Genomic DNA, 14,545 nt, shown 5'->3' with positions numbered 1-14,545 from the left:
CGAAAAGTGCAAGTGCCTGTCACTTTTCACGGGGCACTTGCACTTTTTAGGGGGTAGCAGGCAGGGCAGGTTAGCGTAGGGACGCTCGGGCCCAGCTCACAGCGGAGAGCAGGTAGGCGGCGCAGAGGGGGAAGACGAGCAAACCGTACTTCCACACGATCAACTCAAGGGGAGGATGATCAAATACAGAGATATCCCGGTCAGCGACGCCGCCCTGAGCTGCAGCTAGCTCCCAGACGTTGTAGGTATCGTAATCAGAATGGAACTGGCCCCAGAGGGTGCCAATACCCATATCCCAGGCAGTTGCACCGAAGAGCTGACGGGAAATATTGAAGATGAGCAGGACCACTACACACAGCATCAGGCACATCGCCAGAGACCCCCAGCGTAGGGAGACTATGGCAATAAAGAGGGCTGCCACCTGCACAGCCAGCAGGACGATAAACCAGGTAGCTAGGTAATCTGTTACCGCGTATGCCCGCCCCAGGGTGCTGTAGGTCTTATCAAAGGCAAACGACCAGGTATCGAAGTCCTGGTTGAATACCTGCCACCCGCGCCCATAGCCCTTGTTCAGCAATTCGAGGGCAAGGGTTACAGCGTAGACCAGTGTGGCAAGGGCTGCCCGGTAGAGGGCTAAGGAGAGGTAGCCACGGAAGTAGTCCCAGCGCCCTAGCCCCATCCCCAGTATGAGCCGGGCATGTGACCGGTAGCTGAGGAGCATAGTCACACCCAGAACCAGGGGCAGGATAATGACCTGCATAGAGTTGTGGTTAATGAAGCCGCTGTAGTCCGCCAGCGGGTGGCCGGTCAGAACCGCATGAACCCAAGCGAGTCCCAGCATAAGTACTGCAACACCGAGCGGCAGGAACAGGGGAAGCAGAGTGCTGGTAGCCCGCTCGCTCAGGAGCATACGGAAGACGGTACGAGTACCTCCCCCGGTACGGGTGGGCTGTGCTTCCGGTAGAGCTGGGTAGAGGGGCTCAGCGTGAAGTGTGCTAGTCATGGCGACCTCCTTGGGGCTCAAGTAGGGGTGAGTAGGTGGCGTCGCTGTGTACGGCCAGGGAGTCCTGCAGGCTGACGGGTTGAATGTGAACTCCGAGCGAGACCGCAAGCTGTTCGTTCGTTTCGGTGAGCGGGGCGGCGAGTAGGGCTGTGACCAGCGAACCGATTGCGCGCTGCCGGGCGACGGCGTCCACTAGTCCAGTACGGGCTAGGTAGACGTTGATAGCGTCTTGACTACCGGCAATTTCGTGGGCGCTGGTGGCAGCCTCGTCGTGGGACCCGTCGAGTACGAGGGCGCCGTCACGGAGCATCAGCACGCGGTCTAGCAGGGGCGCAATTTCATTGAGCAGGTGGGTGGAGAGGACGATGGTGCGTGGGTTGAGGGCAAAGTCAGTTAGGAGCCGGTCATAGAAAATGGTGCGGGCGACAGGGTCCAGGCCGGAGTAGGGTTCGTCCATGAGGGTGAGTTCTGCCCGGCTGGCGAGGGCAACGATGATTCCTAGGGCGGATGCCTGCCCATCGGATAGCTTGCGAGCCTTGGCCGCAGGGTTGAGGGCAAAGTCCTTGATGAGGGTGTCAGCCAGGGTTTCGTCCCAGGCCGGATACGCTAGGCTTGCCAGTCTCAGGACGTCCCGCACTTTCAGTCCGTCGGGGTAGGCCAGGTGGGTGCGTTGAAAGTGAGTGCGGGCAAGGACGCGCCCACTCGGCTTGGTACCAAAGAGTTCAACAGAACCACTGGTGGGGATGACCTGCCCGACGAGGGCAGCGAGCAAGGTGGTCTTACCGGAGCCATTTCGCCCGGCCAGACCGTAAATAAGCCCTTCTTCAAGAGTGAGGTTAATGTTTGTGAGAGCCTGAGCGGAGCCGTATTTTTTGGTGAGGCCCTGAGCGCGCGCTACTACCGTCATGCCTGCTCACCGCTTCCTTCTGAGGACAGATGGGCCTTCGCTCCCCCGACCCCATCGGCGTTAAACCCAGCATGGAGGGCCGAGAGAACCTCGTCCTGGCTCAGGCCCAGGGTACGCGCCTCATCAATGAGCGGGGTGATATAGCCGGCGATGAAGTCGCGCCGCCGGTTAGTGCGCAGAATGTCTTGTGCCCCCGTTGCCACAAACATGCCTATACCTCGTTTCTTATAGAGAACGCCCTGGTCGACCAGGAGGTTGACGCCTTTACCGGCGGTTGCAGGGTTGATCCGGTAGAAGAGGGCGAATTCGTTGGTGGAGGGAACCTGACTTTCTTCGGCATAGGTTCCTGCCAGAATTTCGCCGCTGATATGGTCTGCAATTTGTTGGAAGATCGGTTTGTCACCGGTCAGCATGAGCACCTCCTTCTGTGTGGTTACCTAACCTGCCCAGCGGGCAGGTTAGTTGGTTAGTTACTCATGTAATTAACCTAAGTTGCAGAGCGGGGAAGCGCAAGAGTTTTTTAAAAAAAGAGGGGTAGGCTTCCGCCTACCCCACAGCTCACAGGGCTATTTACCTTATCGCAGCCCCTACCAGGTGCTACCTGGGCACAGCTGCCTTGAGCTTGGTGACCATCTCGTCATATTCGGCGGCCGGGTCGGAGTCAGCGACGATTGCCCCACCTGCGGCCAGGGTGATAAGGCCGTCCGAGTGGGCCACCAGCGTCCTAATGACGATGGAGAGGGCGGCTGAGCCGTCCGCCCCCAGGTAGCCCAGGGCACCGGAGTAAACCCCGCGGGCCCGACCCTCAAGCCGGTCGATAATAGCCATGGTGGCGGCCTTGGGCGCCCCGGTCATGGAGCCGCCGGGGAAGCAGGCGGCGACCGCGTCCAGGGCGGTGATGCCCGGACGCAGCTGGGAGACGATGGTCGAGACCAGCTGGTGTACGGTCGAGTAGGATTCCACCCCCATCAGCACCGGCACCCGCACGCTCTCAGGGTGGGAGACCAGGGAAAGATCGTTACGGAGCAGGTCCACAATCATGAGGTTTTCGGCCCGGGTTTTGGGGTCACTCGCGAGCCAGGCGGCCGCCTGGGCATCTTCATGAGCGGACGCACCCCGCGGCACGGTGCCTTTGATGGGCTTGGCTTCGGCGCGGCCCTCAGCGGTGACAGTCAAGAACTTCTCAGGCGAGGACGAGAGCACCGTGAAGTCATCGCACCGTAAGAAAGCGGCGTAGGGGGCGGCGTTGGCCTGCCTCTGGGCCAGATAGAGGCTCAGAAGTTCATCGGCACCCAGTGGGGTGGGCAGCTGCTGGGAGGTCTCAGCCGTCAGGCACACCTCGTAGCTGTTGCCCTCAGCAATCTCAGCCTGGGCGGTGGCAATAGCAGCTAGATAGTCCGTTCGATCGGGCAGGGGGAAGTCGGGTAAAACTACCCGCGAAGCATATTCTTGACCGGCTATAGATTCAGGTAAAGTGCTGGTTTTAAGCAGTTTTTGTGCGGTCTCTTCAACCCAGTCAGCGGGGCCAACCAGCCAGGCTTTCCCGCTATCGTGCTCGTACATCAGGTAGTGGGTGGCGGGCATCCAGAGGGCGTCGGGGGTGCGGGCCACCCGCTGGGGGTGTTCGCTGTGGAAGGCGGTGACTTCTAGGTCTGCGTGAGCCTCATAGCCCATAAACCCCACATAGCCGCCCAGTAGGACGTCGGCGGGCGGGACGTCCTGACCCTCATCGAGTTCGGGGCGGGGCGCGGATTCCAGGAAGCCGGGGAGCACCTGCCAGATGCTGTCGTGATAAACCCGGTGCGGGCGTCCGCTCGTATCGAGCACATCAACCTGCCCCGGCTGCGCATAGCGCAGCACTCCCCCGTCCAGGGGCGCCCCCAGGTAGGAGTAGCGGGACATAGGCGACTCGTCGCGGGCTGAATCCAGCCAAAAAGCATACGCAGAACTACCAGCCAGCACGGGGAAGGCGGCGGCAGGGTCTACCGGGAAATTCAGGGCACGACAGGTTAGAGAAGTCACCGACTCATTGTAACGGGGTAGGCGGAGGTTTTACCTGCGCAAGCCTGGCTCGGGGCTGATGCCCAAGGGTGGCTTGCGCAGGTAAAACCGTAGCTACCCGCCATCAAGCTAGCGAACCTGAGGGGTTTCACCGTTTTCTGAGACCATGGGCTTTTCGGCGTCCTGCCAGGCACCCATACCGCCAATGACGTTGATGGCGTCAAAGCCGTACTGGGTGAGGTAGGCAGCAGCGCGCAGGGAGCGGCCGCCAGCGCGGCAGATGACGTAGACGTCCTCGTCGAGGGGAACTTCGCCGTAGCGTTCGGGCACCTCACCCAGGGGAATATGCTGGGCGCCCTCGATGTGGCCTTCTACCCACTCGTAGTCTTCACGCACATCAAGGATTTTGGCGTCTGCTGGAATTTCATCAACGGTTACCTGGCGTAAATCGTCGTTCATAAGGGTCTCCTTCACGATAAAAATATCTAAATGCTGTCGCCACTAACTCTAATAGCCCGCAGCCTAAACCTAAAGAAAAGTGACTGACGGGTTTAACTAAGTCAGCTGAGAAGAGTATCGTTACCTACCGAACAGATACCGTGCACACACGGTTTTCCTATCTATATAAGCGAGTCGATATGTCTACTCTGCCTGCGGCAACGCCGCCGAACCCAGCAGACACCTCAAGCAAAGAGCGGGGGTTCTTTGGCCACCCCCGCATGCTTTCTAACCTCTTCATGGTGGAAATGTGGGAGCGCTTTTCCTACTACGGCATGCAGTCCATCATGCTCTACTACCTCTACTACAGTGCAACTGAAGGTGGCCTAGGGCTTAACGAAACTGCCGCTGCGGGTGTAATGGGCGCCTACGGAGGCATGGTCTACCTGCTTGCTATTTTGGGCGGATTCCTCGGCGACCGAGTACTCGGCCCCGAGCGTACCCTTTTCTACGCCGCAATCGGCATTATGGCAGGTCACGTTGCCCTAGCTATCATCCCTGGGGTGCCCGGGGTGGTAGTAGGTTTGGTTCTCGTCGCTATCGGCTCAGGCTGCCTCAAAACTAACGCCTCTGTACTGGTAGGCTCTCTCTACTCCCGCGAAGATCCTAAACGCGACGGCGGATTCACCATCTTCTACATGGGTGTTAACCTGGGCGCCCTCATCGGCCCTCTGCTGACCGGCCTCGGCTGGGCCTCCTATGGCTTCCATTTTGGATTCGGTCTAGCCGCCCTAGGCATGGCACTTGGCCTAGCTCAGTACTCATTGACCCGCAAGAACTTACCGGCTTCTGTTCACCACGTTTCAGAGCCCCTCTCTGCTACTGAAAAACGCAATTCTGCACTTGCTGCCCTAGCAATCATTGCTGTTGTAGCACTCTTGGTCGCTACCAAGATGATTAATCCCGATAACATCGCCACCTGGGTTATGGCTCTGGTAGGCATTCTGGGTGCGGGTATCTTCTTCATGCTCTTCACTTCGAAGAAAACTACTGAGGTTGAGCACTCTCGCATTCTCTCCTTCCTGCCCATGATGCTGGGCAACATCGTCTTCTTTGCGCTCTTCCAGCAGCAGTTTTCCGTACTCGCTATCTACTCGGAGTCACGTGTGAACTGGAACATCTTTGGCGTCGAGCTGCCCGTTTCATGGTTCAACTCCATTAACCCCATTTTTATCCTGCTGTTTGGTGCCGTCTTCACGGCTATGTGGACCAAGATGGGTGATCGTCAGCCCACTACCCCTAAGAAATTCGCTATCGGTCTGATTCTCATTGGAACCGCCTTCCTCATCTTCTTGCTGCTGGCAGGCAATACCCACGTTAACGTTATGTGGCTAGTTCTTATCCTCTTCTTCTGTACCCTTGGCGAACTTTCCATTTCACCCGTAGGCACTTCCTTAGCCTCTAAGCTGGCACCTGAAGCGTACCGCGTGATGATGATGGCTCTCTACTTCTGCTCTGTATCTATGGGCACCGTTTTGGCAGGCTGGCTGGCCCAGTTCTACTCACTAGAAAATGAGGTTCCCTACTTCACTGCTATGGGCCTTATCTCGATTGCAACGGGTATTGTCATTTTCGCTCTCAATAAGTGGATTGTGAAGAAGATGGCGGGTATTCGCTAGTTTCTTCTCATCCCCGCACAAGGGGACCGTAGAACCAAAAAAGGACCGCATATTTCGCGGTCCTTTTTTGGTTTTCTGGTCCCCTTGGGTGGGTCCCCTTACGGGGGGGGGGGTAGAGCCAGGCGGACGCCCGTGGGCTAGTCCCCTAGTTCCCCTCCACCTCGTCGACCAGGGAGCGCAGGTCGTCGTGGCGCAGGTCGTCCTTGCGGAAGTGCTTGTTGCGGTAGCCGGAGCGGCCCATCATGTGCCCCGAGATGGGGATAGTAAGCATCTGCAGCATCAAAATCACCAGGAGCACCGGCAGCAGCTCCAGGGAGCGGAAGTGGAAAGCCACCGCCAGCAACATGAGAATCATGCCGAAGACCTGGGGCTTGGTGCCCGAATGCAGGCGGGTGAGCAGGTCAGGGAAACGGACCAGACCGATAGCTGCACCCAGTGACATGAGGGCACCCAGAATCATGCAGATGATGGTGAGGGCATCAAAAACGGTATCGAGATTCATGGTTTACTCCCCCAAATCCTTGCTGGCACGCACGGGGTGGGCACTTTCCTGCCCCTCCTTGTCAGTATCTTCTGCCAGTTCCCCGGGGGCGTACTTGCTCCCCTTCTTGCGGGCGCGGCGGCGGGAGCGTCCTTCGTGCAGACGAGAGACCGGGGTGCTCTCGTCCGCCTTGGAGTTATCAGCAAAGCGAGCCACGGTCACCGACCCCACAAAACCAATCATGGCGAGCGCCACCAGCAGAATGAGGAAGAACTGGCTGTCGGTGTAAATCATCAGGACGCAGAGCGCGGCGGTCAGGATGGAGAGCAGCACATCGCTGGCGAGCACACGGTCTAGCAGGGCAGGGCCCTTCCAGACGCGGTAGACGGTGCCCCAGGTGGCTAGGGTCAGAATCAGGCCGGTGGCCCAGATAGCCCAGGTCATGCGTGCTCCTTTCGGCTGGCTGCGCGGTCGGCTTCTTCGTCCTGTTTGAGGGCGTCGTATTCTTCGCGGCTGCCGGCGGCCTTGATAATCAGGTCTTCAAAGTAGGCCACCTGGCGGGTGAACCGCTCGATTTCCTCCGGGGTGGAGGTGTTGAGCACGTGGAAGTAGAGCACCGACAGGGAACGGTCTACCTCAACCACCACGGAGCCGGGAATCAGCGACATGGTGTGCGAGACGGCGGTCAGTAGCAGGTCGGAGCGGGTGCGTAGCTGTACGGCCACTACCGAGTTGCGCAGGGGCGGACGGAAGGTGGCAGCTAGCCACATGACCTCAATCGATGCTTTGGCGATGTTCCAGAAGAGCTCCACCACAAATCTCGCCGCGTAGAAGATGTTGAAGCGGTTGGAGAGGTAGAGGGTGGGCAGTCGGAAGACCGACATGGTCAGGGCTGCCAGCACCGCGCCGAAGGCGATGAAGGGCAGGGAGAAGTCCTGCCAGAGGGCGCACCAGACAAAGATCAGCCAGAGGAAGGGCGGGATAGCGTGAATCAGGCTCTCGCGTGAGAGGTCGGGCTTTTTCACTGGTTCACCTCCTGGGAGTGGTTATCGACAATCTGCTGTTCCAGGTACTCGGCTCGGCTGGGGGCGTCGGGGCCAAAGACCGAGCTGATGTACATGTCGGGGTCAAAGAGGTTGTCTGAGGCGTTATCTGCCAGCTGGAAGAGGGGGCCTGAGAAGAGGGTAATGAGCACACCCACCGCAACCAGGGAGACGGTGGAGGCCATCATGGACGCCGGAATCGGCTTGGTCTCGTAATGGGCGGGGTCATCGGAGTGCTCGGCCATCACCAGCTCAGGGGTAGGCTCTTCGGCTTCCTTGGCGGGACGCCAGAAGGCCTTGTTCCACACGCGGGCTAGGGCCAGCAGGGTCAGCAGAGAGACCAGGACGCCCACACCCGCGTTGATGTAGGCCAGGGCACCGCCGTTCTCTACGGAGGCCTCGATGAAACCGACCTTACCAATGAAGCCGGAGAAGGGCGGGATACCGCCCAGGTTGATGGCGGGGATGAAGTAGAGCAGGGCTAGGACGGGGGCTGTCTTCATCAGGCCACCCAGACGGCGCACGTTAGTGGAGCCGGCCCGGCGTTCCACCAGGCCAACCACCATGAAGAGGCCGGTCTGAATCACGATGTGGTGGGCGATGTAGAAGACCACGGTGGTCAGACCCAGCTCGTTGCCCAGTGAGATGCCCCAGATCATGTAGCCGATGTGGCTAATCAGGATAAAGGAGAGCAGACGCTTGATATCGCCCTGGGCCAGGGCACCCAGGATACCCACCAGCAGGGTCAAACCTGCCACGACCCCCAGAAGCGTATCCAGGCGTCCTTCGGGGAAAAGCAGGGTCTCGGTACGAATAATCGCGTAGACGCCCACCTTGGTCAGCAGGCCCGCGAAGACGGCGGTCACGGGAGCCGGGGCCGTGGGGTAGGAGTCGGGTAGCCAGAGGGAAAGCGGGAAGACCGCGGCCTTAATGCCGAAGGCAATGAGCAGCATGAGGTGCAGCTGCATCTGGGTACCTTCAGGCAGGGTACCCAGCTTCAGCGATAGGTCAGCCATATTGATGGTGCCTACCGAGGCATAGACAAAGCCGATAGCGGTCAGGAAGAGCATAGATGAGACAACCGAAACCACCACGTAGGTCACGCCCGCCCGGATACGCGGGGTGTTAGCGTTCATGGTGATCAGCACATAGGAGGCCATGAGCAGGATCTCAAAACCCACATAGAGGTTGAAGAGGTCCCCCGCCAAGAAGGCGTTAGAGACGCCCGCCAGCAGCAGCAGGTAGGTGGGGTAGAAGACCGAGATGGGTACCTCGTCGTCCTCGTCCTGCAGGTTCTGACCGGTGGCAAAGACCAGCACCGCCAGCGAGATGGTAGACGAGACCACCAGCATAAGCGCCGAGAGCTGGTCTACCACCATGGTGATGCCGAAGGGGGCCTCCCAGCCTGCCAGGTGCACGGTCTGTGGCGCGGCGTCCCAAACCGAGGCTAGGAGCAGGGCCTCAAAAACCAGGGTAATAGCTACCGCGGCGAAGGCGATGACGCGCTGCACGCTGTCCTTCTTCGAGATGAAGGTAATGGCGGCGGCCAGGAAGAGAATGATGATGCAGAGGGGGGCGAGCTGGGCAATATCCATGGGCTAGTCCCCCTTCTTTGACACGGTCTGCTGGGCGCTTGTCTGACTGATTTTCTTCTTCTCTTCTGCTTCGTTGAATGCTTTTTCACGGGTCGCTTCGTCAGCGTCGAACTCCGAGGCATCGAACTCGGCGGCGGCGTCCTCTTCTTTATCGAAAGTGTCCTGCTCCGCCACGCGGATATCTTCGGCGTCGTCGGTGATTTCATCGGCCTTAGAGAGCAGCCAGGAGCGGTAGATAATACCCAGAATCAGGGCGGTTACCGCGCAGGAAATGACGATAGCGGTCAGAATCAGGGCCTGCGGGAGCGGGTCGGAGTAGTCCTCTGCTGCAATGTCTTTACTGTAGAAGGGGGCCAGACCGGCAGGGCCTCCCGCGTGCAGGATCAGGATGTTGGTCGCGTTGGTCATGAGCATCAGGCCCAGGAGCACGCGGGTCATGGAGCGGTCGAGAATCAGGTAGACCCCCACGGCGTAGAGCACGCCCATGACCAAGATTAGACTGAGGTCGATAATCACGGTTTATGCCTTTCGTGCCTTGTCGCGGGCTTGCTTTTCTCTCTTGCGGCGCTCAGCTACCAGTTTGAGGTCAATGCGCTCACCCAGGCTACGCAGGATATCGAGGACCAGGCCGATCACCAGCAGGTAGACGCCGATGTCGAAGATGGTAGCGGTGACGAAGTGAACATCACCAAAGACCGGCACCCAGAAGTCCAGCACGTAGCTGGAGAATACGGGGTCGCCCCACAGAGCAGGAGCCAGGGCGTAGAGGGTGGAAATGCCCAGGCCAGCTCCCAGGAAGGTACCGGCGGAGAAGGGGGACGCTGCCCGCAGCTCCGCGCCGCCACCGGCCAGGTAGCGCACGGCAAAGGCCAAACCTACCATCAGGCCACCTGCGAAGCCGCCGCCGGGCAGGTTGTGACCGGCAATCAGCATGTAGAAGGAGACGATGATGAGGGTGTGGAAGAGCAGGCGGGTCATAACCTCCAGCAGAATCGAGCGGGATTCTGGGGGCAGGGTACGGCCTGCCACGATGAAGGGGTCACGCTCGACCGACGAGAACTGACCGGCCACGCGCTGGGCCACAGTGATCTGGGTGCGTTTGGCGAAAGAGCTCTCGATTTTCTTCATGGCCTGGGTGTCGAGCCTGCGCGCGGACGCCGAGTCGGCACGTCCTTCGATAAAGAGCAGGGAGGCAACGCCGGTAGCGGCCAGGGCCAGCACCGAGATTTCACCGAAGGTGTCCCAGCCGCGCATGTCGACCAGGGTCACGTTGACCACGTTGTAGCCGTGACCAATTTCGTAGGCCAGGCGAGGCATCTCGAGTGAGATCGGGTCGAGGGAGCGGGACGAGAAGGTGAACATGGCCAGGGCCATCATCAGGGCGGAGAAGCCCAGGGCGATGATGACGCGCAGGGTCTTATGGGCGCCGTCCTTGCCGTCCTTGGAGCGGATACGGGGAATTTGGCGGGGTAGCACGCGCATGGCCAGCACGAAGGATACCAACACGATGGTTTCAACCAGCAGCTGGGTGGTCGCCAGGTCGGGGGCGCTGCGCAGGGCGAAGAGAATGGCCATGCCGTAGCCGGTCACCGAGACCATCATGATGGCCAAAAAGCGCTTGCGCACGAAGACCACGACCAGGGCCGCCACAATCATGACCACGGCAATAGCCCATTGAGCCGGGGACTCCGAGACACGCACGTTAGCAAGTGGCGGGGTCTCATTGATAAAGAGGGCGGCGAAGGGCACCACCACCGCGGTAATCAAAATAACGCCCAGGTAGAAGCCCAGAGAACCTCGCTGGGTCATACCGGTGACCCACACAGCCAGACGGTCAAGCCCGTCGATAGTATCGCGGTAGACCACGGAGGCCGCCGGCGTACTGGGCAGGGCCTTCTGCAGCTCTTCAATCTGCTTGCGGAAGATAAAGAGCAGGGCACCGATGGCCATAATAACCAGGGAGGTCAGCAGGGCAGGAGTGACGCCATGCCAGAGAGCCAGGTGCAGTTCTAGTTCGGCTGCAGTCTCGGGAAAGGCCGCTAGGAAGGGCTTAATGAAGAGGTGGACCGGTTCGGGGTAAAGGCCGTAGACGATGGTGAGGACGGTCAGCACCGCCGGGGCAAAGAGGAAGGTGAAGGAGACCGGGTGGAAGGCGGTATCGGGGCTGAGCTTCTGGCCGCGGCGGTTACGCTCTAGCACCCGGGTGTTGATATCGATATCGCCATTATCGACCTCTTCAAAGTCGGCGGTTCCCTTCTCAACCTTGCAGTACTTGACGCCTTCCTTGTGCATGTAGGCGTAGGGCTTGACGGCAAAAGCTCCCCACACGAAACGGGCTGAGTAGGCGAAAGTAAGAATTGAACCCAGGATGATGGCAATTAGGGTTGTCGCCCCCTGCCAGCCGGTGGTGTGGGAGAGGTAGGTTTCGAGTACCGCCTCCTTGGCCACGAAACCGGCTAGGGGCGGGATACCCGCCATGGACGCCGCCGAGATGGTGGCAACGATGGCCAGCTTGGGAGCGCGGCGGCGGATACCTGAGAGCTTATGGATATCACGGGTGCCGGACTGGTGGTCGATGATACCGACCGAGAGGAAGAGGGTGGCCTTGAAAAGGGAGTGAGCCACCATAAGTGCCATAGCCGCGTAAATGGTGTCCGGAGTTCCACCTGAAATAACTAGGGCAAGGAAACCCAGCTGCGAGACGGTGCCGTAGGCCAGAATCAGCTTGAGGTCAGTCTGCTTCAGCGCCGCCCAGCCGCCAAAGACCATGGTGAAGGCACCAAAGATGATCAGGACATTCTGCCAGATTTCTACCTCACCGTAGCCGGGAGCCAGGCGCAGCAGGATATAGATACCGGCCTTGACCATAGCCGCCGCGTGCAGGTAAGCAGAAACGGGTGTGGGAGCAGCCATAGCCCCGGGCAGCCAGAAGTGCAGGGGGAAGATAGCTGACTTAGAGAGCGCACCGCAGAGAATCAGCACGAGGGCAGCGGAGAGGAGACCATAGCTGAGGGGGCCGTGACCGCCCTGGGCGGCGGCAAGGACGCTCGGGCCCCGCTCCACGAGTTCAGCCAGGGAGTAGGTACCCAGGCTGTAGCCCAGAATGACGATGCCCACCAGCATAGCCAGGCCACCTGCGGTGGTGACGGTAAGGGCCTGCAAGGCAGAACGGCGGGCCGAGAGACGGTGGCGGGAGTAGCCAATCAGCAGGTAGGAGAGGATGGTGGTGATTTCCCAGAAGATGAACATGAGAATGAAGTCATCTGCGGTAATCAGGCCAAACATAGCACCGGCAAAACCGAAGAGGTAGGCCGCGAACTGGCCGTTATCGCCGGTGGAGTGCTTGAAGTAGCTGGCGCAGTAGAAGAGCACCAGGGAGCCCACGCCGAGCACCAGCAGGCTCATGACCCATGAGAGGGTGTCCATGCGGAAGGTCAGCGCCATATCCAGCTCGGGAATCCACTGGTAGCTCTCGCTCCAAGGAGTGCCGCCGAGAATCTGGCCAGTTTTAGTCAGCACCAGGGCCAACACGGCGGCAGGAATCGCGGCCAGCAGGTAGAAGGTGGAGGTACCCATGCGGCGGTAGAGCCAGGGGGTCACTATGGACACAAGCAGGAAAAGCGCTAGAACTATGGTCACGTATCGGCTCTTAGGGTCGGCGGCGGTGGGAGCCGTCAGGCACGAGGCTAGGACGGCAGAAGTCTCTCCTTTAAAGAGTAGGCATACTTAGTTTACCTGTCGATGACCCCCATCTCATACAGCCGATTTTTTGCCCGATTTTTGGGCACTCCATACGGTGCAATAGGTGATACAGATTTTTTGGTGGGAGGCCGGGTTCTCTCCCCCGTTACCTTTTAAGAGCGCACACAAAGACACCAAAAACAGGTGAAACTAGAAGCGTAAATAACCGACCCGCCCCGCACACGGCGTCAATGCCCCCCCCAGCCAACACAAATAACGGTCAGGGGGGTGTCGCCACCGAGGCGGGAACCGGCCCACAAACCATCGCTAATAGAAGCACGGTCCAAAGCCAATGTAACGTGGGTGCGAGATTCGTGAACCACCGGTTACTTCACACCATAACCCGCAAAACACAAAGGTGCGAAGAAATGACCGAAAACCTCACCATTTACCTCGGACTCGATGTCGGCAAAACCAACCACCACGCTACAGCGCTCACCAGCAATGGCAAGAAAATCTGGGATAAACCCCTACCCCAATCAGAACCCAAAATCCGTGAACTACTGACTAAGCTCAGCACCCAAGGAACTGTTCTGCTAGTAGTGGACCAGCCTAAAACAATCGGTGCCCTGCCGATAGCTATCGCACAAAACATAGGTATCCAAGTCGCCTACCTGCCAGGGCTAACCATGCGAAGAGTAGCTGATTTGCACCCCGGTGAAGCAAAAACAGATGCTAGGGACGCCTTCATCATCGGAAAAAACAGCCCGCACCATGCCCCACACCCTACATGGAATAACAGTTGCCGATGAAACCACCTCAGAACTCTCCATGCTCTGCGGTTTTGATGATGACCTAGCAGCACAAGCAACAGCAGTTTCAAACCGTCTGCGTGGCTTTCTCACTCAGATTCATCCGCATCTTGAAAGGGTACTTGGCCCCAGACTTTCGCACCCAGCAATCTTTGAATTGCTGAAGAAGTACCCGGCCCCAGCAGACCTTCATTCGGCAGGGCGCACCAAGGTGCGTAACCTGCTGAAAAAGAAAGCACCTCGGCTTGCACCGAAGCTTACGGAAGAAATCTTCCAAGCTCTTGATGAGCAAACAGTCATCGTTGCTGGAACAGCAAGTGCTTCTCAGATTATTTCTTCCTTAGCTACCCAGCTTGAGCTGATTCTGGCACAGCGTAGTGAAGCAGAGCAGCAGATACTGGATTTGGTGGAAGCTCATCCTTTATCAGCAGTTATTCGTTCGATGCCGGGGGTGGGTGTGCGCACCAGTGCCAGGATTCTAGCTGAGGTGGTGGGTAAGGATTTTAAGGATGCTTCTCATCTGGCTTCTTATGCTGGGATTGATATGTACTAGGTTTCGGTCACACCCACCACCCAAAAAACTAACACATCACACAATATCAACTAAAACATCATCAACCACCTCCTGCGGAGTCCGATAACCAAGGCCAGCATGCAACCGCCGCTGATTCCACCAGTACACCCAACCCGCCGTAGTAGCCTCCAACTGAGCAACAGATTCAAAGAACCGGCCACGCACCAGCTCAGCTTTATAAGCCCCATTCACCGACTCAGCCAAAGCATTATCGTATGAATCTCCAGTAGATCCTACAGACAACTGAACACCCAGCCGCCTCAACTCACGCGTGTAATCCTCAGCAAGATACTGCGAACCACGGTCCGAGTGATGCACCACCTGCGTCACA

At 58.7% G+C, this 14,545-nt stretch carries 15 protein-coding genes; 3 read left to right on the top strand and 12 right to left on the bottom strand.

Annotation, left to right across the window (positions count from 1 at the left end; genetic code table 11):
- Window positions 1-70 precede the first annotated feature (70 nt).
- The 5 genes from ACRCJM_RS07900 to ACRCJM_RS07880 form a co-directional block, all read right to left on the bottom strand.
- A complete protein-coding gene (locus ACRCJM_RS07900; RefSeq protein ID WP_431464487.1) occupies window positions 71-1,003 on the bottom strand; it encodes a hypothetical protein in 933 nt (310 codons plus the stop codon).
- Entirely contained in the window at window positions 996-1,910 is a 915-nt protein-coding gene (locus tag ACRCJM_RS07895) for an ATP-binding cassette domain-containing protein (RefSeq protein WP_431464486.1), read from the bottom strand. The genes ACRCJM_RS07900 and ACRCJM_RS07895 overlap by 8 nt, the downstream gene beginning before the upstream one ends.
- Complete coding sequence (locus ACRCJM_RS07890; RefSeq protein WP_431464485.1) at window positions 1,907-2,323, bottom strand: GntR family transcriptional regulator; 417 nt, start codon at window positions 2,321-2,323, stop codon at window positions 1,907-1,909. The genes ACRCJM_RS07895 and ACRCJM_RS07890 overlap by 4 nt, the downstream gene beginning before the upstream one ends.
- A 184-nt stretch (window positions 2,324-2,507) precedes the next feature.
- Window positions 2,508-3,932, bottom strand: coding sequence for an anthranilate synthase component I family protein (locus ACRCJM_RS07885; protein ID WP_431464484.1), 1,425 nt, complete (start codon window positions 3,930-3,932; stop codon window positions 2,508-2,510).
- A 108-nt stretch (window positions 3,933-4,040) separates the two neighbouring features.
- Window positions 4,041-4,370, bottom strand: coding sequence for a rhodanese-like domain-containing protein (locus ACRCJM_RS07880; protein ID WP_237187352.1), 330 nt, complete (start codon window positions 4,368-4,370; stop codon window positions 4,041-4,043).
- Between the two features lie 179 nt (window positions 4,371-4,549).
- Between ACRCJM_RS07880 and ACRCJM_RS07875 the strand changes: the two genes are divergently transcribed.
- Complete coding sequence (locus ACRCJM_RS07875; protein ID WP_431464483.1) at window positions 4,550-6,028, top strand: peptide MFS transporter; 1,479 nt, start codon at window positions 4,550-4,552, stop codon at window positions 6,026-6,028.
- A gap of 145 nt (window positions 6,029-6,173) precedes the next feature.
- Here ACRCJM_RS07875 and mnhG read toward each other — a convergent pair whose 3' ends face one another.
- The 6 genes from mnhG to ACRCJM_RS07845 are packed head-to-tail and all read right to left on the bottom strand — an operon-like array spanning window position 6,174 to window position 12,786.
- Window positions 6,174-6,530 (bottom strand): monovalent cation/H(+) antiporter subunit G, encoded by a 357-nt coding sequence (mnhG, locus tag ACRCJM_RS07870; protein WP_431464482.1) that lies wholly within the window; start codon window positions 6,528-6,530, stop codon window positions 6,174-6,176.
- Window positions 6,531-6,533: 3 nt separating this feature from the next.
- The gene (locus tag ACRCJM_RS07865) at window positions 6,534-6,953 is read right to left on the bottom strand and encodes a monovalent cation/H+ antiporter complex subunit F (RefSeq protein WP_431464481.1); all 420 of its coding nucleotides are present in this window, start codon (window positions 6,951-6,953) and stop codon (window positions 6,534-6,536) included.
- Complete coding sequence (locus tag ACRCJM_RS07860) at window positions 6,950-7,534, bottom strand: Na+/H+ antiporter subunit E (protein WP_237187349.1); 585 nt, start codon at window positions 7,532-7,534, stop codon at window positions 6,950-6,952. Before ACRCJM_RS07860 ends, ACRCJM_RS07865 begins: the two co-directional genes overlap by 4 nt.
- Entirely contained in the window at window positions 7,531-9,147 is a 1,617-nt protein-coding gene (locus ACRCJM_RS07855) for a Na+/H+ antiporter subunit D (protein ID WP_431464480.1), read from the bottom strand. Before ACRCJM_RS07855 ends, ACRCJM_RS07860 begins: the two co-directional genes overlap by 4 nt.
- A 3-nt stretch (window positions 9,148-9,150) precedes the next feature.
- Window positions 9,151-9,663, bottom strand: coding sequence for a Na(+)/H(+) antiporter subunit C (locus ACRCJM_RS07850; protein WP_237199161.1), 513 nt, complete (start codon window positions 9,661-9,663; stop codon window positions 9,151-9,153).
- Between the two features lie 3 nt (window positions 9,664-9,666).
- Window positions 9,667-12,786 (bottom strand): Na+/H+ antiporter subunit A, encoded by a 3,120-nt coding sequence (locus tag ACRCJM_RS07845; protein WP_431464479.1) that lies wholly within the window; start codon window positions 12,784-12,786, stop codon window positions 9,667-9,669.
- A gap of 470 nt (window positions 12,787-13,256) precedes the next feature.
- On the opposite strand from ACRCJM_RS07845, the gene ACRCJM_RS07840 reads away from it, so the two are divergent.
- Together ACRCJM_RS07840 and ACRCJM_RS07835 are read left to right on the top strand one after the other, a co-directional pair.
- Window positions 13,257-13,640 carry an IS110 family transposase gene (locus tag ACRCJM_RS07840; protein WP_431464478.1) on the top strand — a complete coding sequence of 128 codons (384 nt, stop codon included), beginning with the start codon at window positions 13,257-13,259 and terminating at the stop codon, window positions 13,638-13,640.
- Complete coding sequence (locus ACRCJM_RS07835; protein WP_431464477.1) at window positions 13,603-14,193, top strand: IS110 family transposase; 591 nt, start codon at window positions 13,603-13,605, stop codon at window positions 14,191-14,193. The genes ACRCJM_RS07840 and ACRCJM_RS07835 overlap by 38 nt, the downstream gene beginning before the upstream one ends.
- 36 nt (window positions 14,194-14,229) lie before the next feature.
- On the opposite strand, the gene ACRCJM_RS07830 is transcribed toward ACRCJM_RS07835, so the two are convergent.
- Window positions 14,230-14,545 (bottom strand): transposase (locus tag ACRCJM_RS07830; protein ID WP_431464476.1); only part of this gene is annotated, 316 nt, incomplete at its 5' end.

The organism is Rothia sp. L_38 (assembly GCF_050689125.1).
In the GTDB taxonomy this organism is placed as follows: Bacteria; Actinomycetota; Actinomycetes; order Actinomycetales; family Micrococcaceae; genus Rothia.
This window is presented reverse-complemented; position numbering and strand designations above follow the sequence as displayed.